The sequence below is a fragment of the Allobosea sp. 05L423 genome, from assembly GCF_056397745.1.
In genome coordinates this window covers 632,116-655,183 of record NZ_JBFTOA010000002.1, presented here as the reverse complement: position 1 = coordinate 655,183, position 23,068 = coordinate 632,116, and the positions used below count along the sequence as shown (strand labels likewise).

Annotated in this window: 21 protein-coding genes; 19 read left to right on the top strand and 2 right to left on the bottom strand. The window is 66.2% G+C overall.

What is annotated here, in order from left to right; translation table 11 throughout:
* The first annotated feature begins 63 nt into the window (after window positions 1-63).
* From dnaE to AC1DNE_RS07130, 4 genes are all read left to right on the top strand, one after another.
* The gene (gene dnaE / locus AC1DNE_RS07145) at window positions 64-3,537 is read left to right on the top strand and encodes a DNA polymerase III subunit alpha (RefSeq protein ID WP_441470570.1); all 3,474 of its coding nucleotides are present in this window, start codon (window positions 64-66) and stop codon (window positions 3,535-3,537) included.
* 77 nt (window positions 3,538-3,614) lie between these two features.
* On the top strand, window positions 3,615-4,343 hold the full coding sequence (gene pncA / locus AC1DNE_RS07140; protein ID WP_441470569.1) for a bifunctional nicotinamidase/pyrazinamidase: 729 nt from the start codon (window positions 3,615-3,617) through the stop codon (window positions 4,341-4,343).
* 11 nt (window positions 4,344-4,354) lie between these two features.
* Window positions 4,355-5,050, top strand: coding sequence for a helix-turn-helix transcriptional regulator (locus AC1DNE_RS07135; RefSeq protein ID WP_441470568.1), 696 nt, complete (start codon window positions 4,355-4,357; stop codon window positions 5,048-5,050).
* Window positions 5,051-5,119: 69 nt separating this feature from the next.
* Window positions 5,120-5,497 (top strand): VOC family protein, encoded by a 378-nt coding sequence (locus AC1DNE_RS07130; RefSeq protein WP_441470567.1) that lies wholly within the window; start codon window positions 5,120-5,122, stop codon window positions 5,495-5,497.
* A gap of 19 nt (window positions 5,498-5,516) precedes the next feature.
* Here AC1DNE_RS07130 and AC1DNE_RS07125 read toward each other — a convergent pair whose 3' ends face one another.
* Window positions 5,517-6,686: a GGDEF domain-containing protein gene (locus AC1DNE_RS07125; RefSeq protein ID WP_441470566.1), complete on the bottom strand. Its 1,170-nt coding sequence runs from the start codon at window positions 6,684-6,686 to the stop codon at window positions 5,517-5,519.
* 239 nt (window positions 6,687-6,925) lie between these two features.
* On the opposite strand from AC1DNE_RS07125, the gene AC1DNE_RS07120 reads away from it, so the two are divergent.
* The 4 genes from AC1DNE_RS07120 (at window position 6,926) to pyrH (ending at window position 10,485) form a co-directional block, all read left to right on the top strand.
* Window positions 6,926-7,318: a pore-forming ESAT-6 family protein gene (locus AC1DNE_RS07120; RefSeq protein ID WP_476765129.1), complete on the top strand. Its 393-nt coding sequence runs from the start codon at window positions 6,926-6,928 to the stop codon at window positions 7,316-7,318.
* A 251-nt stretch (window positions 7,319-7,569) separates the two neighbouring features.
* Complete coding sequence (locus AC1DNE_RS07115) at window positions 7,570-8,571, top strand: 30S ribosomal protein S2 (RefSeq protein ID WP_441470564.1); 1,002 nt, start codon at window positions 7,570-7,572, stop codon at window positions 8,569-8,571.
* Between the two features lie 177 nt (window positions 8,572-8,748).
* Window positions 8,749-9,672 carry a translation elongation factor Ts gene (tsf, locus tag AC1DNE_RS07110; RefSeq protein ID WP_441470563.1) on the top strand — a complete coding sequence of 308 codons (924 nt, stop codon included), beginning with the start codon at window positions 8,749-8,751 and terminating at the stop codon, window positions 9,670-9,672.
* 105 nt (window positions 9,673-9,777) lie between these two features.
* On the top strand, window positions 9,778-10,485 hold the full coding sequence (pyrH, locus tag AC1DNE_RS07105; protein ID WP_441470562.1) for a UMP kinase: 708 nt from the start codon (window positions 9,778-9,780) through the stop codon (window positions 10,483-10,485).
* A gap of 16 nt (window positions 10,486-10,501) precedes the next feature.
* Here pyrH and AC1DNE_RS07100 read toward each other — a convergent pair whose 3' ends face one another.
* Window positions 10,502-10,915 carry a VOC family protein gene (locus AC1DNE_RS07100; protein WP_441470561.1) on the bottom strand — a complete coding sequence of 138 codons (414 nt, stop codon included), beginning with the start codon at window positions 10,913-10,915 and terminating at the stop codon, window positions 10,502-10,504.
* A 245-nt stretch (window positions 10,916-11,160) separates the two neighbouring features.
* Between AC1DNE_RS07100 and frr the strand changes: the two genes are divergently transcribed.
* The 11 genes from frr (at window position 11,161) to lpxB (ending at window position 23,068) form a co-directional block, all read left to right on the top strand.
* Window positions 11,161-11,724: a ribosome recycling factor gene (frr, locus tag AC1DNE_RS07095; protein ID WP_441470560.1), complete on the top strand. Its 564-nt coding sequence runs from the start codon at window positions 11,161-11,163 to the stop codon at window positions 11,722-11,724.
* 53 nt (window positions 11,725-11,777) lie between these two features.
* Window positions 11,778-12,536, top strand: a complete 759-nt coding sequence (locus tag AC1DNE_RS07090) for an isoprenyl transferase (protein ID WP_441470559.1) — start codon at window positions 11,778-11,780, stop codon at window positions 12,534-12,536.
* Window positions 12,533-13,363, top strand: a complete 831-nt coding sequence (locus tag AC1DNE_RS07085) for a phosphatidate cytidylyltransferase (protein WP_441470558.1) — start codon at window positions 12,533-12,535, stop codon at window positions 13,361-13,363. Before AC1DNE_RS07090 ends, AC1DNE_RS07085 begins: the two co-directional genes overlap by 4 nt.
* A gap of 4 nt (window positions 13,364-13,367) precedes the next feature.
* Entirely contained in the window at window positions 13,368-14,549 is a 1,182-nt protein-coding gene (gene dxr / locus AC1DNE_RS07080) for a 1-deoxy-D-xylulose-5-phosphate reductoisomerase (protein ID WP_441470557.1), read from the top strand.
* Between the two features lie 22 nt (window positions 14,550-14,571).
* On the top strand, window positions 14,572-15,720 hold the full coding sequence (gene rseP, locus AC1DNE_RS07075) for an RIP metalloprotease RseP (protein WP_441470556.1): 1,149 nt from the start codon (window positions 14,572-14,574) through the stop codon (window positions 15,718-15,720).
* Window positions 15,721-15,935: 215 nt separating this feature from the next.
* Window positions 15,936-18,434: an outer membrane protein assembly factor BamA gene (gene bamA / locus AC1DNE_RS07070; RefSeq protein ID WP_441470555.1), complete on the top strand. Its 2,499-nt coding sequence runs from the start codon at window positions 15,936-15,938 to the stop codon at window positions 18,432-18,434.
* Window positions 18,435-18,470: 36 nt separating this feature from the next.
* Window positions 18,471-19,532 (top strand): UDP-3-O-(3-hydroxymyristoyl)glucosamine N-acyltransferase, encoded by a 1,062-nt coding sequence (lpxD, locus tag AC1DNE_RS07065; RefSeq protein WP_441470554.1) that lies wholly within the window; start codon window positions 18,471-18,473, stop codon window positions 19,530-19,532.
* Between the two features lie 207 nt (window positions 19,533-19,739).
* Window positions 19,740-20,198: a 3-hydroxyacyl-ACP dehydratase FabZ gene (gene fabZ, locus AC1DNE_RS07060; RefSeq protein ID WP_441470553.1), complete on the top strand. Its 459-nt coding sequence runs from the start codon at window positions 19,740-19,742 to the stop codon at window positions 20,196-20,198.
* A 34-nt stretch (window positions 20,199-20,232) separates the two neighbouring features.
* Window positions 20,233-21,042 (top strand): acyl-ACP--UDP-N-acetylglucosamine O-acyltransferase, encoded by an 810-nt coding sequence (gene lpxA, locus AC1DNE_RS07055; protein ID WP_441470552.1) that lies wholly within the window; start codon window positions 20,233-20,235, stop codon window positions 21,040-21,042.
* Window positions 21,039-21,890, top strand: a complete 852-nt coding sequence (locus tag AC1DNE_RS07050) for an LpxI family protein (protein ID WP_441470551.1) — start codon at window positions 21,039-21,041, stop codon at window positions 21,888-21,890. The genes lpxA and AC1DNE_RS07050 overlap by 4 nt, the downstream gene beginning before the upstream one ends.
* Window positions 21,890-23,068 (top strand): lipid-A-disaccharide synthase, encoded by a 1,179-nt coding sequence (lpxB, locus tag AC1DNE_RS07045; protein WP_441470550.1) that lies wholly within the window; start codon window positions 21,890-21,892, stop codon window positions 23,066-23,068. The genes AC1DNE_RS07050 and lpxB overlap by 1 nt, the downstream gene beginning before the upstream one ends.

Below are 23,068 nucleotides of genomic sequence, written 5' to 3'. Positions count from 1 at the left end.
CCGGCTCAGGTTTCATAAGGAGAATGAGGTCGACGAGTCGCGCTGCGACGATGGGAGAAGGGCATGGGTCGGGAAACTGGCGAGTCGCGCATCCTGTCGGACATCGGCTTCGTCCATCTCCACGTCCATTCGAGCTATTCGCTGCTCGAAGGCGCAATGACGGTCGCGACGCTGGCCAAGATGGCCGCCGCCGACGGGCAGCCGGCGCTGGCGCTCACGGACAACGACAATCTCTTCGGCGCGCTCGAATTCTCGGAGAAGCTGGCGGGATCGGGCCTGCAGCCGATCGCCGGCGTGCAGCTTTCCGTCGATTTCGCCGACGACAATGAAAGCGGCCGCAGGCCGGCCCAGCCGCAGCGACTGCCTCACATCGTTCTGCTTGCCATGGACGAGGCCGGCTACGGCAATCTGATGAAGCTCGTCAGCGAGGCCGCGCTGGCAACAGGCGGCGCGGGGCAGCCGGTCACCACGGTCGCGCGGCTCTCCGCCTTCAATGCCGGGCTCATCGCCCTGACCGGCGGCCATGGCGGGCCGATCGATATGGCGCTGCGCAGCGGCCAGCTCCCGCAGGCGACGTCCCGTCTGGCCACGTTGGCCGAGATCTATGGCGACCGGCTCTATGTCGAGATCCAGCGCCATGGCGGCGACGGGGAGGCGGCGCTGGAGGCTCATCTCCTGCGCCTTGCCTATGATGCCGATCTGCCGATCGTCGCCACCAACGAGCCCTTCTTCGCCAAGCCCGCCGATTTCGACGCGCATGATGCGCTGCTCGCGGTGGCCGAGGGCCGCCTCGTCTCCGATGGCGAGCGCCGCCGCGTCACGCCGGAGCATTACTTCGCCACGCGCTCGGAGATGCAGAAGCGTTTCGCCGATCTGCCGGAGGCGCTGGCGAGCACGGTCGAGATCGCGATGCGCTGTCACTGGCGTGTCTCGACCCGCAAGCCGATCCTGCCGCGCTTCGGCGAGGAGGGGCGCGACGAGGCGGAGGAGCTGCAGGAGCAGGCCCGCGTCGGTCTTGCCGCGCGGCTCGCCAAGCACGGCCCGGCCGAGGGCTTCAGCGTCGAGGATTACGACAAGCGGCTCGATTTCGAGCTCTCGATCATCACCCGGATGAAGTTCCCGGGCTACTTCCTGATCGTCTCGGACTTCATCAAGTGGGCGAAGAACCACGACATCCCGGTCGGGCCCGGCCGCGGTTCGGGCGCGGGCTCGCTCGTCGCCTATGCGCTGACCATCACTGACGTCGATCCGCTGCGCTTCGGCCTGCTGTTCGAGCGCTTCCTCAACCCGGATCGCGTCTCGATGCCGGACTTCGACATCGACTTCTGCCAGAACCGGCGTGAAGAGGTGATCGAATACGTCAAGCACCATTACGGCGAGCAGCGTGTCGCCCAGATCATCACCTTCGGCACCCTGCTGGCGCGCGGCGTGCTGCGCGACGTTGGCCGCGTACTGGAGATGCCCTACGGCCAGGTCGACAAGCTGACCAAGCTGGTGCCGCAGAACCCGGCAAAGCCCATCTCGCTGAAGGACGCGATCGAGGGCGAACCGAAGCTGCAGCAGGCCGCCGAGGAGGAGCCGATCGTCGCGCGCCTCCTCGAAATTGGCCAGAAGCTGGAAGGGCTTCACCGGCATGCTTCGACCCACGCCGCAGGCGTGGTGATCGGCGACAGGCCGCTGGAACAGCTCGTCGCGCTCTCGGTCGATCCGCGCACCGGCATGCGCGTCACCCAGTTCAACATGAAATGGGTCGAACAGGCTGGCCTTGTGAAGTTCGACTTCCTCGGCCTGAAGACGCTGACGACGCTGACCACGGCGGTGAAGCTCATCGCCCAGCGCGACATCCATATCGACCTCGCCCAGCTGCCCTTCGACGATCCGACGACCTACGCCATGCTGGCCCGCGGCGAGACGGTCGGCGTGTTCCAGGTGGAATCGGTCGGTATGCGCAAGGCGCTGGTCGAGATGAAGGCCGACCGCATCGAGGATCTGATCGCGCTGGTGGCGCTGTACCGGCCGGGCCCGATGGACAACATCCCGACCTATTGCCGACGCAAGCTCGGGCTGGAGGATCCGACCTATCTCCATCCGGGGATGGAGCCGTACCTGCGCGAAACCCACGGCATCATCGTCTACCAGGAACAGGTGATGCAGGTGGCGCAGGCGCTCTCGGGCTATTCGCTCGGCGAAGCCGATCTGCTGCGCCGCGCCATGGGCAAGAAGATCAAGGCCGAGATGGACGCCCAGCGCGACCGTTTCGTGAAAGGCGCCATCGAGAACAGCATCAAGAAGGACACGGCCTCCGAAATCTTCGACCTGCTCGCCAAGTTCGCCGATTACGGCTTCAACAAAAGCCATGCGGCGGCCTATGCCGTCGTCGCCTTCCAGACTGCCTATCTGAAGGCAAACTACCCCGTCGAATTCCTGGCAGCGTCGATGACGCTCGATATGGGCAATACCGACAAGCTCTCGGAATTCCGCCGCGATGCCGAGCGTCTCGGCATCAAGGTCGAACGCCCCGCGATCAACCGCTCCGGCGTCGAGTTCGACGTTGCCGACGGCAAGATTTTCTACGCGCTCGGCGCCATCAAGGGTGTCGGCCGGGCGGCTGTGGAATCCGTGGTGACGGCGCGCCAGTCCGGCGGCCCCTTCCGCGACCTTGCGGATCTCGCGCGCCGCATCGACACCAAGCTGGTCAACCGCCGCACGCTCGAAGCCCTTATCGCCGCCGGCGCGCTCGACGAAATGGAGGAGGACCGCGCCCGCGCCATGGCGGCGATCGACGGCATGCTGGCGCTCTCCAACCGCACCCGCGACGAGGCAGCGGCCGGCCAGTTCGATCTGTTGGGCGGCAGCGTGATCCAGGAAGCCTTCCGCATCCCGCAAGTCGAGCCCTGGGCTCCGGCCGAGAAGCTCAAGCGCGAGCACGAGGCGGTCGGCTTCTTCCTCTCGGGCCATCCGCTCGACGATTACGAGCATGTGCTGAAGCGTCTGCGGGTGCAGCGCTATACCGATTTTGCCCAAACGGTGCGCGCCAACGGCACCGGCGTCGGCAAGGTTGCGGTCTCGGTCATCGACAAGTCGGAGCGTCGCACCAAGTCCGGCTCGAAGATGGGCATCGTCAACCTGTCCGATCCGAGCGGCCAGTTCGAGGCAGTGCTGTTTTCGGAAGGGCTGATGCGCTTCCGCGATCTGCTCGAGCCGGGCAGGGCGCTGGTGCTGCGCCTCTCGGCCGTGCTCGACGGCGAGGAGGTGCGCCCCCGCATCGAGGATGTCGAGGTGCTGGACGACCTCGCCTCGCGGCAGAAGCAGGATTTGCTGATCTATCTGCGCGACGAGAAAGCAGTCGCTTCCATCGCCGAGCGCATCCGCCCGCGCGAGGCCGTGCGGGCAGAGGGCAAGGTCTCGATCGTGATGATTCTCGATGACGGTGCCCAGGAGGTCGAGATCGAGCTGCCGGGCAAGTTCCCGATCAACCAGCAGATCGCCAACGCGGTGCGCGCCGCGCCCGGCGTGGTCAGCGTCGAACTGCGCTAGTCATTCATCGCGGGCACGGTTGTTGCCTTGCCGCTGGCGCGCCGCTGGCGCAGGTTAGTGTCGGTGGGAGGCGGGTCATGACGGATCGGGGCGGGATCGACAGGCGCGGGTTGATCGCAGGAGCGACGATCCTGACCGCGGCGGCGGCCTCGCGCGCAGCCAAGGCACAGGAGCAGCCCGTGATCGACGAGCGTACCGTCCTCATCGTCGTCGATGTCCAGAACGATTTCTGCCCCGGCGGCAGCCTCGCCGTCACCAAGGGCGATGAAGTCGTCCCGGTCATCAACGCGCTGGCAAAAAGCTTCTCCAACATCGTGTTGACGCAGGATTGGCATCCGGCCGGCCATTCCTCCTTCGCGTCGAGCCATCCGGGCAAGAAGCCGTTCGAGATGGTCCAGATGCCCTATGGGCCGCAGGTGCTCTGGCCGGATCACTGCGTGCAGGGCACGAAGGGGGCGGAGTTCCGCGCCGATCTCGATCTGGCTCGGGCTCAGACAATTATCCGCAAGGGCTATCGCCGCGAGGTCGACAGCTACTCCGGTTTCGTCGAGGCGGACCGCCGGACGCCGACGGGCCTGACCGGCTATCTTCGGGAGCGCGGCATCCTGCGGGCCGTCATCGTCGGCCTGGCGACCGATTTCTGCGTGAGCTGGACGGCGCAGGATGCGGCCCGAGCCGGTTTCGACACCTATGTCGTCGAAGATGCCTGCCGCGCCATCGATCTCGAAGGCTCGCTCGCCAAGGCCTGGGCCGAGATGGCCGAACTCGACGTGACGCGGATCAAGGCCAGCGATCTGCCGGGCTGAGGTTCAAGCCCTTGTCGCGCGCGCAGCGTCTGCTCGATCTTGTCCAGGTGCTGCGCCGACACCGCCGTCCGGTCTCGGGGCGCAAGCTTGCAGCCGAGCTCGGTGTCAGCATTCGCACGCTCTATCGCGACATCGTCACTTTGCAGGGGCAGGGTGCGCCGATCGAAGGCGAGCCCGGGCTCGGCTATGTGCTGAAGCCGGGCTTCATGCTGCCTCCGCTGATGTTCAGCGAGGAGGAAATCGAGGCGCTGGCGCTGGGTGCGCGCTGGGTGGCGGACCGCGCGGACGGAGCGCTCGCGCTTGCGGCGCGCGACGCCATGGCCAAGATCGTCGCCGTTCTGCCTGCCGACATGGCCGGCCGCGTCGAGGAGGCGGCGCTGATTCTCGGCCCGGGGCGAAAGGCCGTGGATGCACCCGAAATCGATCTCGCAGCGATCCGTCAGGCCATCCGCGCGGGGCGCAAGGCCGCCATCGGCTATTGCGACGACAAGGGCCACGTCAGCGGGCGTGTGGTCTGGCCGCTCGCGCTGTCCTTCTTCGAGCATGTCCGCGTGCTCGTCGCCTGGTGCGAGCTGCGGCAGGATTTCCGGCATTTTCGAACGGACCGGCTCACGCGGTTCGAGACGCAGGAGAGCCGCTATCCACAACGGCGGCAGGCGCTGCTCAAGGTCTGGCGCGAGAAGGAAGGGATTGCCCCATCAGCGTGAACGACGCTGCCGGAAATTGGCAGCATCTGATTCTAGTCTCCCGCTATCTCGAAACCTTCGGAGGCCATCATGTTCGACGCCCACTTCATCCTGCTTCATGTTGACAGCCCTGAAGCGAGTGCCCGCTTCTATGCGGAATTGCTGGGCAGCGAGCCGCTCGAGCTGTCGCCTACCTTCGCAATGTTTGCGCTTCCGTCTGGGGTCAGGCTCGGCCTGTGGTCGCGCCATACCGTCGAGCCGGCTACGGCCGGATCCGGCGGCGCGGCCGAGATCGCCATGGTGGTCGCGAGCGCTGGGGCCGTCGATGCAGCCTGCTCGGATTGGCGTAAACGCGGCATCGCCATCCTGCAGGAGCCGACCGACCTCGATTTCGGCCGCACCTTCACTGCGCGCGACCCGGACGGGCACCGGTTGCGGGTGTTCCATCCCTTTTCCGGGGAGGCTTGAACGCGCCGGGGCCAGGTACTCAGGCTTCGGCCAATTTGAGCTGCGCCTGGACACGGTCGCGGCCGAGGCGCTTGGCCCGGTAGAGCGCTTCGTCGGCCTCAGCCAGCAACTGGTCGAGGTTGCTGGTGCGCAGGTCGGTTTCGGCGACGCCGATGCTGAGCGTCGGCGGACCCGCCAGGTCGTTGGCCCCGGCCAGCGCATCCTTGAAGACACCGCGAATCCGTTCGGCCACCCGGACGGCCTCGCGCACGCCGACGCCGGGGAGGATGACCGCAAATTCGTCGCCACCCTGCCGGGCGAGGATGTCGTCGCTGCGCAATTGACCCCGCACGGCATGGGCGAAGACCCGCAGGATTTCGTCGCCCGCCGCATGGCCGCGCGTGTCGTTCAGCGCCTTGAAGTGGTCGATGTCCACGAGAAGGACTGAGACCCGCACTTCGCCCCGTTGCCGCCCGCGGACCTGTTGGTCGAGCCATTGCTCGACACCGGAGCGGTTCATCGCGCCGGTCAGGGGGTCGCGCCGGGCAAGCGACGCCAGCATACGGTTGGAGCGTTCCGTGGCGAGCAACAGCAGCGCCTGCCCGCGCAGGATGATGAAGGCGACGCCGGTCGCCGCGAGCCAGGCATTCGCTCCGGCGTCGCGCGGAAAGAGCGTCGTGCCGACGCGATCAAACGCCGCCAACCCGATGCGCCCGACATAGATCAGGACTGTCGGAGCAAACAGCGCCGCAAGCAGCCAGGCCGAGCGCAGTTTCTCCTGCAATCCGAGGCGAATGGCTTCCCGCACGATTGCGGCGTCGCAGAATGCCATCACGCCTGCAACGATCATGACTCGTGTCGCATAACCCTGCTCGCCCGGCGAAAGCGAAAGCAGGATCCAGACTGCGAGGAGGGTGATCCCGAAGCCGAACCAGTGCAGCTCGCGCCCGCCGAAATGGCGGATGCCAAACAGCAGCAGCAGGCAGCCGGCCAGCATCGCCGTATTGGCAAACTCGATCGAGATCAGGTCCGGAATAGCGTCGCGGAACGCCGCGCCGAGGAGGCCCGTTCCGATGCAAAGGCTGCTTGTTCCCCACCAGACGGGGCTGCGGCTGAAGCGCCCGGTGGCAAAGGTCATCAGCTGCATCACACCGATGATGAAGCAGGTCAGCGCACCGGTAACGAAGATCGTCCTGAGGTCGAGAATCATGCCCGTGCCGGTCCGTTTCGCAGACGCGGAGCGAGCGCGACCGGCGTCTCTGTGCGCTGCGAAGGGCGGCCGAGCAAGAGGAGGGCGAGGGGGCGCCGCTGTCCATGCCCGCTGTCGCCTTCCTGCCGGGCCTGCATTGTCGCAGGTTGAGCAAGCTGGACGCAGAGGCTAGTCAGAATGCGCTTGGGGGGCGAGCATGGTGGCATGCTTGGGATCATAATAGCCCGAGGATATCCAATATGATCTTTTATAAGTCGTTGATCGCCGCGTCAGCCGTCGCGGTTCTATCGTCCGCCGCTCCGTCCTTCGCCCAGACGCAGGCAGACCAGTTGAAAGTCGCGTATCAGGCAGCCCGCAATCAGCTCGGCATTCTCGGCTATTGCGCCGAGAGGGGCCATATCGACGGTGCAGCCGTCGAGGTGCAGAAGAAGCTGATCGCTCTCATCCCCGCGCCGGCCGACGCAAGCGGCGGCGACGCCGCGGAGGCCGCCGGCCGCAAGGGCACGATCTCGGCCATGGGCATGGAGCAGAACATCGAGGTGATCGCGAAGGCGCAGAACGGCACGCCGGCCGCCTATTGCAAGCAGATTGGCGATCTCGTGAAGCAGGTGGGCGCCAAGCTGCCGCAGTGACGACGGGCCGGGGCCTCCCGCCCGCACCGGAGTAACCGATCAATCGTCCCGCGCGTCGTTCGCGCGGGATTTTCACAAGTCGAACCGGCCTTTCTTGGCTCGGCGACTTGCAATGCGGCGCCATCCCTAGTAAGGCGCAGCCCATCCCACATGGAGCGTATCGCCTCTTTCCTACGAGGCGTTCCGGTGACGCGGCAGCTCATGCCTGTTCATTCGCGCTCCAGAGGCTCAACCGGAAGGACAAGAATACCATGGCTCTGCCTGATTTCTCCATGCGCCAGCTCCTTGAGGCCGGTGCCCACTTCGGCCACCAGTCCCACCGCTGGAACCCGAAGATGTCGCCGTTCATCTTCGGCGTCCGCAACAACATCCACATCCTCGACCTGTCGCAGTCGGTGCCGATGCTGCATCGCGCCCTGCAGGCGGTCTCGGACACCGTCGCCCGCGGCGGTCGCGTCCTCTTCGTCGGCACCAAGCGCCAGGCGCAGGACTCGATCGCCGATGCGGCCAAGCGCTCGGCCCAGTACTACGTCAACTCCCGCTGGCTCGGCGGCATGCTGACCAACTGGAAGACCATCTCGGCTTCGATCCAGCGCCTGCGCAAGGTCGACGAGATGCTCAACGGCGGCGGCAGCGGCCTGACCAAGAAGGAGCGCCTGATGCTGGCGCGCGAGCGCGACAAGCTCGAGAAGGCGCTCGGCGGCATCAAGGATATGGGCGGCACGCCCGACATGATCTTCGTGATCGACACCAACAAGGAGCAGCTGGCGATCAAGGAGGCTCAGCGCCTCGGCATCCCGGTCGCCGCGATCGTCGACTCGAACTCGGATCCGGACGGCATCACCTTCCCGGTCCCGGCCAATGACGACGCCGGCCGCGCCATCCAGCTCTACTGCGACCTGATCGCCCGCGCGGCGATCGACGGCATCGGCCGCGCCTCGGGCGACCAGGGCATCGACCTTGGCGCCTCGGCCGCTCCGGTCGTCGAAGAGGCTCTCGAGCCGGTCGCCGGCGAGGGCCAGGCCTTCGAGACGCTGACCACTCCGCGCGGCGCTCCGGACGATCTGACCAAGCTCTCCGGCATGGGCCCCGACGCGGTCCAGAAGCTGAACGACGGCGGCATCTATCACTTCTGGCAGATCGCGGCGATGTCGCCGGCCGACGTGACCAAGGTCGACCACGACCTCAAGCTCGGCGGCAAGATCGAGCGCGAGGGCTGGGTTGCCCAGGCGCGCGAACTCGCCGACGCTTGATACAGACTGCATGATGGCGGCGCGTCATCGGCGCGTCGCAATCAGGCTCTCGATTTGACGCCGACCAGCGCCGACGACCGGAAACGGAGCGTCGGCGTTGCCCCATAAGGCGTCCGGACATTCCGATCCGCGGCCGGCCCTCGGGCCTGTGCCGCAACGACAGCAAGGACAGGACAGATGGCAGCGATCACCGCCGCACTCGTGAAGGAACTCCGCGACAAGACCGGCGCGGGCATGATGGATTGTAAGACCGCCCTTTCTGCGACCGACGGCAACATGGAAGCCGCCGTCGACTGGCTGCGCGCAAAGGGCCTGTCGAAGGCCGCCAAGAAGGCCGGCCGCGTCGCCGCCGAGGGCCTCGTCGCCGTCGCCGTGCAGGGCAACGAAGGCGTTGTCGTCGAGGTCAATTCCGAGACTGACTTCGTCGCCCGCAACCCGGAATTCCAGGCACTTGCCAAGACCATCGCCGATGTCGCGCTGGAGCGTGGCGGCGATGTCGAGGCGCTGCTCGGCCATCACTATCCTGGCGGCGGCTCCGTGCAGGACGCGATCGCCAATGCCATCGCCACCATCGGCGAGAACATGACGCTGCGCCGCGTTTCCTCGCTCAAGGTTTCCGCGGGCGTGATCGGCTCCTATGTCCACGGCGCGATCGCCGACGGCCTCGGCAAGATCGGCGTTATCGTCGCGCTGGAGTCGACCGGCAATTCGGATGAGCTCGCCACGCTCGGCCGCCAGCTCGCCATGCATGTCGCGGCGACCAACCCGGTTGCGCTCGACCTCGCTTCCGTCGCCCCGGAGGTTCTGGAGCGCGAGAAGGCGATCCTGGCCGAGAAGAACGCCGGCAAGCCCGAGCATGTCCTCGCCAAGATCACCGAGAGCGGCCTGAAGAGCTACGCCAAGGAGTACTGCCTGCTGGAGCAGGCCTATATCCATGACGGCTCGAAGTCGGTCTCGCAGGTCCTCAAGGAGATCGAGGGCAAGGTCGGCGCTCCGGTCAAGCTCACCGGCTTCGCCCGCTTCGCGCTTGGCGAGGGCATCGAGAAGGAAGAGCAGGACTTCGCGGCTGAAGTTGCGGCCGCCGGCGGCACCACGGGCTGACAAGCCTGGGAACGAATGCGAAAAAGGCCGCGCATTGCGCGGCCTTTTTTGTAGGAAGGGGGTCGCATCGTTCGCGGCCAGCCCAGAACTGACGGAGAGATATCGATGAGACCCCAACGTGTTCTCGTGAAGCTCTCCGGCGAAGCCCTTGCGGGACCGCAGGGTTCCGGCCTCGATGGCCACACGCTGACGGCGCTCGCCGCCGACATCGCCCATGCCTCGCGGGAGGGGGTCGAGATCGGCATCGTGGTCGGTGGCGGCAACTTCTTCCGCGGCGTGCAGGGCCTCAACAAGGGGCTCGATCGGACGACTGCCGATTCGATCGGCATGCTCGGCACTGTCATGAATGCGCTGGCTCTGGAGCACGCGATCGAAGCCGCCGGCGCGCCGGCCCGTGCGATGTCCGCGGTGCCGATGCCGTCGCTCTGCGAGAGCTACGCCCGCAAGCGCGCGCTCGACCATCTCAGCAATGGCAAGGTGGTTATCCTCGGCGGCGGCACCGGCAACCCGTACTTCACCACCGACACAGGCGCGGCCCTGCGCGCGGCGGAGCTCGGCTGCAGCCATCTGCTCAAGGCGACGCAGGTCGACGGCGTCTACAGTGCCGATCCGAAGAAGGATCCGGCTGCGACCCGCTACGACACGCTGACTCATGAGGATGCGATCAGGCGCGACCTCAAGGTGATGGACACGGCCGCCTTCGCGCTCGCTCGCGATGCGAGCCTGACCATCGTCGTCTTCTCGATTGCCGAGACGGGGGCGCTCGCCGCCGTGCTGCGCGGCGAGGGCAGGGCGACCTACGTAACGCCCTGAGCGGAGCCCTCCTCGTTCAGTAGGTCCGCCACAGGCCGGGAGTCGCCAGTTCTAGCATGTGCCCGTCCGGGTCGCGGAAGTAGAGGCTCTTGCTACCGCGATCCCATTGCATGCGCCCCTCGACCACGATGCCGAGCTGAGCCAGCTTCGCCTCCCAGGCGGCCAGCTCCTCGGCATCGATGGCGAAGGCGATGTGCAGCGCGCCGCTGCCATCATGCGGCGGAATGCTCCCGTTGTCGAAGCTCTGGGTCTGCAACGATCCTCCGCGCAGGAACAGCAGCAGCACGCTCGCGCCACCGACATCATAGGCGAACAGGGTCTTCGTCTTGAGCAGGGGCGCGAGGCCGAGCTTGCCTTCATAGAAGTCGCGGGCGCGGTCGAGGTCCTCGACATAGAGCGCGGTCTCGACGATGCGGTTCAGGCGGGGCACGTTTTTCTCCGTGGTTCTTTGCCGGCGGTGCTGGCTTGCGGCGCTGTGAGCCTCTAGACTGATCTATGTATCCCGAGGCGGCGGACCAGCCCGTCCTGCCGCCTCATCGTGATTCAGCTCGATCCGCCGCTTTCCCCTTGCCCGGCGTGGGGGAACATGCTGTTCGAGCATGTAATTCTTGACCCTGCGCGGCCTCGCCGCCATGGTCGCGCCGATTTTGGATTATCTGCAAGGTCCCGATTGAAATGGCCCAGACGACGTTCGACCTCGCCGACATCAAGCGCCGCATGGCCGGTGCGGTGCAGTCCTTCAAGGGCGACCTCGCCTCGCTGCGCTCCGGCCGCGCCTCTGCCAACATGCTCGACCCGATCCAGGTCGAGGCCTATGGCGCCCGCACCCCACTCAGCCAGCTCGCCACGGTCTCTGTGCCGGAGCCGCGCCTGCTCAGCGTCCAGGTCTGGGACCGCTCGATGGTCAACGCCGTCGACAAGGCGGTGCGCGAATCCGATCTCGGCCTCAACCCGCAGACGGAAGGCCAGGTGCTGCGCATCCGCATCCCCGAGCTGAACGAGCAGCGCCGCAAGGAGATGGTCAAGGTCGCGCATAAATATGCCGAGGAGGCCAAGGTCTCGGTGCGCCATGTCCGCCGCGACGGCATCGATGTCGTCAAGAAGCTGGAGAAGGACGGCGACATGACCAAGGACGATGCCGCCCGCAATTCCGACCTTGTCCAGAAGGCGACGGACCAGCACATCGCCGAGATCGATCAGGCGCTCGCGGCGAAGGAAAAGGAAATCCTGCACGTCTGATCCCCAGCGCAGGATCTGTCCTGCGCCCTTCCGGCCGAGCGAGGCACATCCGCATGTCATCCGGTCAGCGTGAGGCAGATGTGCCCAACCCGGCCCATGTCGCCATCATCATGGACGGCAATGGCCGCTGGGCGCAGATGCGCGGCCTGCCGCGTCAGGAGGGCCATCGCCGCGGGCTTGAGGCGCTGCGTCGCACCGTCCGCAACGCCAGCGATCTCGGCCTCTCGGTCCTGACCCTCTACAGCTTCTCGACCGAGAACTGGCGCCGTCCCTATGCGGAAGTTACCTTCCTGATGGGGCTGCTCAAGCATTTCGTCGAAAAGGATCTGGCGGAGCTCTCGGCGGCCAATGTCAGGGTCCGCATCATCGGCAATCGCGAGAACCTTGCCGCCGATCTGCGCCGGCTGGTCGAGCATGCCGAGACCAGCACCCGCGCCAATACCGGCCTGGTTGTGGTCATCGCCTTCAACTACGGCTCGCGCGACGAGATCGTGCGCGTGGCGCGGCGCCTTGCCGCCGATGCGGTGGCGGGGCGCATCGACCCGGCCGCGATTGACGAAGCTGCGATTGGCGGCCATCTCGATACCCATGACCTGCCGGATCCCGAGCTGGTGATCCGCACCTCGGGCGAGACGCGCATCTCCAACTTCCTGCTGTGGCAGGCCGCCTATGCCGAGTTCGTCTTCGTGCCGGTGCTGTGGCCGGATTTCGATCGCGCCGTGTTCGAGGACGCTCTGGCGCAATACCGGCAGCGCGAGCGCCGCTTCGGCGGTGTGTCCGCTCCCGCCGGCCGCAGCGTGGGCGTCGCGTGAATGAGCCTGTTCCAGCTGCGCCGCGACCGGGCCCGGGCGAGCTGAAGCTCCGGGTCGTCTCGGCGCTCGTGCTCGCGGCGCTGATCCTGCTTGTGACGATCTGGGGTGGCTGGCCGTTTCGCCTGATCTGGACCCTGGTGGCCGGCGTCGTGGCCTATGAATGGCTGGCCATCGTCAGCCGCGGCAATGCGGTTCCGGCCGGCATCGGCGTGGTCGTTGCCGGCCTCGCCCTGGCCTTCTCTCCTGCGAGCCCGGCTGCGCTGGCGGGCGCGGCGGCCGCGGCGGCGCTGCTGGGTGCGCTGGCCACGCCTTTCGTGCGCTCTCGCCTCGCGCTGGAGTTCTGCGGGCTCGCCTATGCGCTCGCCTTTGCGCTGGTCACGCCGGCCATGCGCGATCTGCCGGGCATCGGGCTTGCTCTTATCCTGTGGAGCTTCGCGGTGGTCTGGTTCACGGACATCGCCGCCTATTTTACGGGGCGCAGCCTCGGCGGTCCCAAGCTGATGCCGAGTGTCAGTCCGAAGAAGACCTGGTCCGGCGCGATCGGAGGCGCGGTGGCCGGGACGATCGGGGGCTATCTGGTCTGGCGGCTGTCGCCGGTGTTCGAAGGGCTGACTGCAGCCGGCCCGGTCATTGCCGCATCGCTGGCCGGATCGATTGTCAGCCAGGCGGGCGATCTGTTCGAGTCCGCGCTGAAGCGCCGCTTCGATGCCAAGGATTCAAGCAAGCTGATCCCCGGGCATGGCGGTTTTCTGGACCGGCTCGACGGCTACTGGGCTGTCCTCGTACTGGCCGGGCTTGCGCTTTTCGCGATCCATCTCAACATCTGAGCCGATGCCGCTTCGTACTGTGACCCTTCTCGGAGCGACCGGCTCCGTCGGACGTTCGGTCCGCGACATCGTCTCGGAAAACCCGGAACGGCTGGCGATCCGAACGGTTGTCGGCGGGCAGGATGCGGCCGCGCTGGCGCAAGTCGCGATCGAAACGGGAGCTTCCTTCGCCGCATTGGCTGATGAGGCCGGCGGGCCGGCATTGCGGGAGGCGCTGACGGGCACCGGTATTGCGAGCGGGGCAGGGCGAACGGCCGTGCTGGAGGCGGTAGCGCGCCCTGCCGATATCGTCGTCAGCGCGATTTCAGGAGCGGCGGGGCTGGAGGCGACTTTCGCTGCACTCTTGCCCGGTCGAACGATCGCGCTCGCCAACAAGGAGAGCCTCGTTTGTGCCGGCGAGGCCGTCATGATCCGGGCGGCCCAGGTCGCTGCCCGCTTGTTGCCGCTCGACTCCGAGCACAACGCGCTGTTCCAGGTTCTCGGGGCGGAGCCTCTCTCCGCGGTCCACAGCATGACCCTGACTGCGTCCGGTGGTCCTTTCCGGACCTGGAGCGCGGAGCGGATCGCAGCGGCCGGACCCGAGCAGGCGCTGAAGCACCCAAATTATACGATGGGCGCGAAGATCACCGTCGATTCCGCGAGCATGATGAACAAGGGGCTCGAGTTGATCGAGGCCCGCTTCCTGTTCGGGCTGGAAGCCGATCAGCTCGACGTGCTCGTCCATCCCCAGCAGATCGTCCACGGGCTGGTCACTTTCCGGGACGGCTCGGTGAGTGCGGGCATGGCCTTGCCGGATATGCGGGTTGCTGCGGCCCATTGTCTCGGCATCGATGGCCGCCTCGATGCGCCGCCCGCACGGTTCCTCGATTTGGCGACCTCGGCACCGCTGAGTTTCGAGAGACCGGATCTCGACCGGTTTCCGGCGCTTGGCCTTGCGATCGCCGCATTGCGCGAAGGGGGAGCCATGCCCGCTGTGCTGAACGCCGCAAATGAAGTGGCCGTCGCAGCGTTTCTGACCGGGCGGCTGCGCTTTACCGGAATCCCCGCGCTCGTCGAGGCGGTCTGCGCGGCCATGCCTGTGACAAGAGAAGCCCCGCGCGATATCGCGGCCGCGCTGGCCGTTGACCAAGATTCCAGGCGCCGAGCCGCCTCGCTCTTGTCGCAAGCGCCGTTCACTGCCACCTAAGGACGAGGAACGGGAGAGCTCGATGGAATTTGCGGCGTCACTCTGGAATGCTGGGCATTTCGCGCTCGGCTATCTGCTGCCGTTCCTGTTCGTTCTCACGCTTGTCGTCTTCGTTCACGAGCTCGGGCACTTTCTCGTCGGCCGCTGGTGCGGCGTCGACGTGCAGACTTTCTCTATCGGTTTCGGGCGGGAGTTGTTCGGCTTCACGGATCGCCACGGTACGCGCTGGCGCTTCGCGCTGATTCCGCTCGGCGGCTATGTGAAATTCTCGGGCGATGCCGATGCCGCGAGCGCCCCCGATGACGCGGCCGTCCGGCGAATGACGCCGGAGGAGCGCGCCCGTTCGCTTCCGGCACAATCGATCGCCGAACGCGCAGCCATTGTCGCCGCCGGCCCGATCGCCAATTTCCTGCTGGCGATTCTGATCTTCGCCGGCACGGTCTTCCTGTTCGGCAAGCAGGTCCTGATCCCGCGCGTCGATGCCGTCGTGGCCGGGAGTGCTGCGGAGAGCGCCGGGCTGAAGGCCGGCGACATCGTCATTGCGATCGACGGGCACAAGGTCGACAGCTTCTCCGAAATGCAGCGCATCATCTCCTCCCGGCCGGAGGAGCGCCTGACGGTCACAGTGGACCGCAACGGCAGTGCGCTGGATCTGCCGGTCACGCCGGCTCTGTCCGAGCTCAAGACGCCGGTCGGGACGCAGCGGATCGGCGTCATCGGAGTCAGGGCGTCGCCGAAGCCCGAGGATTGGACGACGCAGCGCTTCGGCGCGATCGATTCCCTGCGGATGGGCGGTGCCGAGACCTGGTTCGTCGTCACCCGCACCTACGACTATATCGCGAAGCTGCTGAAGGGGCGCGAATCCACCGACCAGCTCTCGGGGCCGATTCGGATCGCACAGGTTTCCGGCCTCGTTGCTTCCAGTGGCGGCTTGCTCGGACTGCTCAATCTCGCGGCGATCCTGTCCGTTTCGATCGGGCTGATGAATCTTCTGCCGGTGCCGATGCTCGATGGCGGCCACCTGATGTTTTACCTGTACGAGGCGCTGCGCGGCCGCCCGCTGAGCCCCCGCGCGCAGGAGATCGGCTTCCGGCTGGGGCTTGCGCTGGTGCTGATGCTGATGTTGTTCGTGACCTGGAACGACATTGTCCACGTGCGTGGAATGCTCTGAAATCCGGGCGCCGTGGCGCTTTGGGGCAAAATCGCGGCGAGCCGCGTGGCTCGTCCGCAACGAGGTCGTTAAAAATCTTTTGTTAACGATGATCCCGGTTTGCACCCTGCCGGAAACTTTGTAGAAGCGATTGAACCGCAATGTCCCCGTGCTGCCGTCGTCTGACGGCGGTCCCCGTTTGGGGTGGTGACCAGAGATATGGAATAGGCGACCCGATGACGTCGACCCAACAGAGCCGGCCGACCAAACTGCGGCTCTCTCGATCGATCGGACTTTCGGCTTTGATGCTGGCCGTGAGTGGTGGTGTGGCGTTTGCGCAGGCTGTGGTCGTCCACGGCAATCGGCGCGTCGATGCGGAGACCATTCGCTCCTATGCCGCCGGGCGCGAGAACCCCCAGGAGATTCGCGAGAGCCTTCTTGCCACTGGCCTGTTCAGCAATGTTCAGGTCAGCCGCCGCGGTTCGCAGACCGTCGTGACGGTCCAGGAGCAGAACGGCACGGTCAACCGTGTCGCTTTCGAGGGTAACCGTCGCCTGAAGAGCGATCAGCTCGCGCCGCTGGTGCAGTCGCGCGCCGGTGGTCCGCTCAGCCAGGCGCTCATCGATTCCGACATCCAGCGCCTGCGCGAGGCCTATCGCCGCGCCGGCTATGGCCTGTCCTCGGTCAGCGGCCGTATCGCGCCGCTGCCGAATGGTCGCCAGGACGTGGTCTTCACCATCAACGAGAGCGGCAAGACCGGCATCAAGTCGATCAATTTCAGCGGCAACGAGGCATACTCGGCGAGCCGGCTGCGCGGCCTGATGAGCTCCACCGAGTCGAATTTCCTGAGCTGGATCAAGACCTCCGACGTTTACGATCCGGACCGGATCAGCTCCGACCTAGATCTCATTCGGCGTTTCTACCTGAAGAACGGCTTTGCCGACTTCCAGGTCGTCAACAACACGGCTCGCTTCGACGATGCGGCTGGCGGTTGGGTCGTCGACATCCAGATCGAGGAAGGTCCGCAATACAAGGTCGGCAACGTCGCCGTTGATTCCGCGCTGCGCGATGTCGATCAGGCGGCGCTTCAGCGCTACGTCGCTACGTCGGCAGGCGATACCTATAATGCCGAGGCGGTCGAGAAGTCGCTGGTTGCGCTGACGACCGAGGTTGCTCGTCGCGGCCATGCTTTCGCTCAGGTCCGCCCGCGCGGCGATCGCGACGCGTCTGGCCGCACGATCGGCATCACCTACGTCGTCGACGAGGGGCCGCGGGTCTATGTCGAGCGCATCAACGTGCGCGGCAACACCCGTACCCGCGACTATGTGGTTCGCCGTGAGCTCGATCTCGGCGAGGGCGACGCCTACAACAAGGTGATGATCGACCGCGCTGAGCGCCGTCTCAACAATCTCGGCTTCTTCAACAAGGTCCGGATCACCAACGAGCCTGGCTCGGCGCCGGATCGTGTCATCCTCAACATCGACGTCGAGGACAAGGCGACCGGTTCGTTCTCGATCGCCGGCGGTTATTCGACCTCGGACGGTGTCATTGGCGAAATCTCGCTGTCGGAGTCGAACTTCCTCGGCCGCGGTCAGTTCGTTCGCATCGCGGGCACGGTCGGCCAGCGCACGCAGGGCATCGATTTTTCGTTCACCGAGCCCTATTTCCTGGGCTATCGCGTGGCGGCCGGTATCGATCTGTTCTCGAAGTACAATGACAACTACAACACCGGCCGTTTCGAGAGCCGCGTGACCGGTGGTCAGGTGCGGTTCACCTTCCCGATCACGGAAGAGTTCTCGATCACGCCGCGCTACTCGCTCTACCAGACCAATATCACCATTCCGAACGAGGCAAATCGTCCCTATAACGATTGTACCTACCCGATCCCCGGCATTACGCCGACGGGCGGCCCCACCGATATCTACAACTGCGTGACCAACGGCGAAGCGACGGTGGCGGTCAAGGAAGCGCAGGGCGACACCCTGACTTCGCTCGTCGGCCTGAACTTCAACTACAACTCGCTCGACAGCGTGCAGAGCCCGCGCAACGGCTTCATCGCGGAGCTGAAGCCGGAATTCGCTGGCCTCGGTGGCGACTCCAAGTTCCTCCGTGTCGCGGCCGACGCGCGCTACTATCGCGAGATCTTCGACGACGTCGTCGGATTCGTCCGCGTTCAGGGCGGCCACGTTCAGGCGACCAGCGGCAACCTGCGCATGGTCGACCACTACTTCCTCGGACCGACACTGGTTCGCGGTTTCGCGCCGTCCGGCATCGGGCCGCGCGACGTGCTGAACGACCCGACCGCGAACGCCGTGGGTGGCACGACCTATTTCGGCGGCACCGTCGAAGTGCAGTTCCCGATCTTCGGCCTGCCGCGCGATATCGGTCTGCGGGGCGCGGTCTTCGCCGACGCCGGCACGCTGTTCAATTACGACGGCGGTTCGAAGGCGGTTGTCTTCAACTGCCCGGCGGGTTCGGAGGCGCGTCAGTTCAACGTCGTCACCGGCGGTGCTCAGAGCAACATCGCTTGTATTCGCGACAAGAACGTCCTGCGTTCGTCGGTCGGCGTCAGCTTGCTCTGGCAGTCGCCGCTTGGCCCGATCCGGTTCGACTACGCCTATGCTCTGACCAAGGACGACGGTCAGTACGGCGTGAACCCGGCTACCGGATTGGCCGGCAAGTACGGCGGCGATCGTCTCCAGGCCTTCCGCTTCTCGGGCGGCACCCGCTTCTGACGCGGCGGGGCCCAGCGCCCCGCTCCGGACCCAGTCATGGCAGATCCCATCTTCTTTCCTTTCGCGACCTCGCTCGATTTCAGCGAGGTCGCAGGCATTTCGGGCTCGCAATTGCCCGCAGGCGCCGACGCGTCGCGTCGCGTCGAGGGGGCGGCGGCCCTGGAAATGGCCGGCCCGTCCGACGTGGCCTATATGGACAATCCCAAGTACACCGAGGCGCTGGCGGCAACGAAAGCGGGCCTGTGCCTGGTTTCGCCGCGCTTCGCCGACCGCGTTCCTGCGGGCACGGTCGCGTTGGTTTCGCCTGCGCCGTATCATGCCTTCGCCAAGGTTCTGGCGCGGTGCTTTCCCACGGCCTTGCGGCCGGAGTCCGTGTTCGCTTCCCAAGGCGTGGCGCCCGGCGCCATCGTTCATGCCACGGCGGTTATCGAGCCCGGCGTGACGATCGACCCGGGGGCCGTCATCGGCCCCGGCGCGGAAGTCGGGGCGGGCACTGTCGTTGCGTCGCATGCGGTGATCGGTCCGCAGGTTCGGATCGGGCGCAATTGCTCGATCGGAGCAGGCAGCACGATCCAGTCCGCACTGATCGGCAACCGCGTGATCATCCATCCGGGCGCCCGCATCGGGCAGGATGGCTTCGGCTTCGCCATGAGCCCGAAAGGGCATATGAAGGTGCCGCAGGTCGGCCGCGTCATCATCCAGGATGACGTCGAGATCGGCGCCAACAGCTGCATCGACCGCGGCGCCAGTCGCGATACGGTGATCGGCGAAGGTACGAAGATCGATAACCTCGTACAGATCGGGCACAACTGCGTCATCGGCCGCCATTGTGTGATCTGTGCTCAGACCGGCCTCGCCGGCTCCTCCACGCTCGAGGACTTCGTCGTGCTGGGCGGGCAGGTCGGCCTTGCTGGACATCTCACGGTCGGGGCTGGTGCCCAGATCGCCGCTCAGAGCGGTGTCGCCGGCGATGTTCCGCGCGGCTCGCGGTATGGCGGCTATCCGGCTCAGCCGGCGCTGGCATGGGCGCGGGAGAGTGCCTTGCTCAAGACGCTGGTTGCGAAGCGCGGCCGGAAATCCCAAACGCCCGAGGAATGAAGCCAGGCTGCCGGATAGCGGCGCACAAGCTCCTGGTTCTTTCTTTCGCAGTGCTGAGAAATTTCTGTTGCCGAAGCTGCCCTGTTTCCGGCAAACGGGCGGAACGCTTTGGAATTGCTGCCGATTGCGGAAACGGTTTTCGCAGTCGACCATGTTGAAGAGAATGCGAGCCGCCGCTCAGGGACGGGGCCCAGGAGAAGACAGACGATGAGCGAGGCGACGACGACGCTGGGTGTGATCGACATCCAGAAGATCATGGCCAGCATCCCCCACCGCTATCCTTTCCTGCTGGTCGACCGCGTTGTCGAGATCAACGGCGACGATTCCGGCGTGGGTATCAAGAACGTCACCGTCAACGAACCGCAGTTCACCGGCCACTTCCCGGAGCGCCCGGTTTTTCCGGGCGTGCTGATGATCGAGGCAATGGCGCAGACCGCCGGCGTGCTGGTTGTCAATGCTCGGGCTGTCGGTGAGCAGGAGGTCAAGACGGTCCTGTTCACGACGATCGACAAGGCCAAGTTCCGCAAGCCGGTCATCCCGGGCGACACGCTGCGCTTCCATCTCACCAAGCTCGCCCGCAAGCGCAACATCTGGTTCTATCGCGGCGAGGCGCGGGTGGAAGGCGTGCTCGTGGCCGAGGCCGAAATTTCGGCGATGGTCGTCTGAGGCCACGGTGTTGCGAGATCAGGACCAGCTCCCGATGAGCCCCTCCATCCATCCCATGTCGGTGGTCGACCCCAAGGCGCAGCTCGGCGTGGGGGTCCGGATCGGACCGTTCTGCACGGTCGGGCCGGATGTCGTGCTGGGGGAGGGCGTGGAACTTGTCAGCCACGTCTCCGTCGCCGGCCGCACCACGATCGGTTCCCGCACGCGGGTCTATCCCTTCGCCTCGATCGGTCATCCGCCGCAGGACGTGAAGTACCGGGGAGAACCCTCGACGCTGACCATCGGCGCGGATTGCCAGATCCGTGAGGGCGTTACGATGAATCCGGGCACGGAAGGCGGCGGGATGGTGACCTCCGTCGGTGACCGCTGCTTCTTCCTGGCCAACTCGCATGTCGGCCATGACAGCCGTCTCGGCAGCAACGTCATCTTCTCCAACAACGTGATGTGCGCCGGCCATGTCACGATCGGCAACTTCGTCATCGTCGGTGGCGGCGCCGGCTTGCAGCAATTCATCCGTATCGGCGATCATGCCTTCATCGGCGGTGGCGCCGGGGTGTTGAGCGATGTCATTCCCTTCGGCACCATCCGCGACAACCCCGCCCACCTCGTCGGGTTGAATCTCGTCGGCCTCAAGCGCCGGGGCTTCACGCGCGAGCAGATCCACGAGCTGCGCCGCGCCTACCGCCTGCTGTTCGCCGATGAAGGAACCTTGACCGAACGGGTCGAGGACGTCGCGGCCGAGTTCGCTTCGCACCCTCTGGTCCACGAGATCCTGGACTTCATCAGGGAAGGTGGCGACAAGGCGCTCTGCATGCCGCGCGACGTCGCTCCGACGGAGCGGTGAGCGCCGCGGGAGCCGCACGCGGCCCGCTCGTGCTGATCGCGGGTGCCGGCGAGTACCCGCTCCGATTGGCCCGCAACCTCGCCGACCATGGCGAGCGTCCCTTCATCGCGGCACTGGAGGGCGCGGCCGACCCAGCTGCTTTCGGCGATGCCGATGTGCAGAGTTACCGTCTCGGCCAGCTCGGCAGCCTGCTCGGCGAGCTGCGCCGACGCAGCATCGTCGACATCGTCATGCTGGGAAGCCTGCCGCGACCCAGCTTCGGGGCGCTGCGGCCTGAAGCCTCGACCCTGAAATATCTGCCTTACTTCGCCCGCGCCTTCCAGGGCGGCGACGACCATCTCTTGCGTGGTGTCGTCCGCTTCTTCGAGGAGCAAGGCTTCCGCGTCCACGGCCCGGCGGACATCGCGCCGGAGCTGACCGCGCCTCGCGGGGCGCTCGGCCGCAGGCAGGCGGCGCCCGTGCAGCAGGCTCTGCTCGAGCGCGGTTTCTCGCTGCTGGCGGCGCTGTCGCCGTTCGATGTCGGCCAGGCGGCGATCCTTGCCGACCACCGGGTCATCGCGATCGAGGCTGCCGAGGGCACTGACGCGATGATCAAGCGCGTGGCGGATCTCGTCGCGCGGGGACGCCTCAAGATCGGCAAGGGCGATGGCGTCCTCGTGAAGGCCCCGAAAATGGGACAGGATCTCCGCGTCGATATGCCGGCCATCGGCCCGGAGACCCTGCGTAACATCGCCGACGCCGGCCTGTCGGGCATCGGGCTCAAGGCGGGCGAGGTGTTGGTCGGCGACCGCGCGGCGCTTGGGCGGCAGGCGGATCAGCTCGGCCTGTTCATCGAAGGCATCGCCTGATGCGACCCTTCAAGCTCGCCATCATTGCGGGCGAGGCCTCAGGCGATGCGCTCGCGCTGCGCTTCCTGGCGGCCCTGCACGAGCGCTTGGGCGATCGCCCCATCGAGCTGCGCGGGGTGGGCGATCATGGCCTGCCGCAAGCGGGGCTGTTGCCGTTCTTTCCGCAAGCCGACATCGCGGTGATGGGCTTCGGCCCGGTGATCGCGCGCCTGCCGCTGCTACTGCGGCGGATGGAGGATGCTGCCCGTGGGATTGCCGATTTTCAGCCGGATCTGCTGCTGACGATCGACAGTCCGGATTTTTGCCTGCGCGTGGCGAAGAAAGTTCGGGCCCGGGCCCCTCATATCCCAATCGCGCACTGGGTTTGCCCGAGCGTCTGGGCCTGGCGCTCCGGCCGGGCACGTCGCATGGCGCCGCATGTCGATCGCATCCTGGCGCTGCTGCCGTTCGAACCGGCTGCTCTCGCGCGGCTGCAGGGTCCTCAGACGATCTATGTCGGCCATCCGTTGATGGAGCGTCTCGCCGAATTGCGGCCGAACCCGGCCGAGCAAGGTGCCCGGGATGATGCGGCCCAGCCGCTGGTGCTGGTCTTGCCCGGCAGCCGCCGCTCGGAAATCCATCATCTGATGCCGGTTTTTGGCGAGGCGATCGCACGGGTCGCAGCGGCTGTTCCCGGGGCGCGCTTCGTTCTGCCGGCCGTCGCGCGGCTCCAACCGATGATCGCTGAGGCCGCGGCGCGCTGGTCGGTCGCGCCGGAGATCGTCAGCGGCGAGGCCGCCAAGCTCGCCGCCTTCCGAGAAGCCCGCGTGGCCCTGGCCGCCTCCGGTACCGTGACGCTCGAGTTGGCCTTGTCTGGCGTGCCGACGGTAGCAGCCTATCGTGGGGCAGGCTGGGAGGCCGTGCTGGCCCGGCGGCTCGTCAAGCTGCCGAGCGTCATCCTGCCGAACCTGATCCTTGGTCGGAACGTCGTCCCGGAGTTCATCCAGGATGATGCGACGGCGGAGGCCTTGGGCCGGCATTTGCTGGCGGCGCTCGCCGAGGGGCCCGAACGGCAGGCGCAGCTGGACGGCTTCGCCGAGGTTGAGACCATCATGCGCTCGGCGGGGCCCAGCCCGGCTGCCAACGCCGTCGAAGCGGCGTTGGCGTTGGTCTCCTCGCCTGCTCGCCTCGAGGCTTGA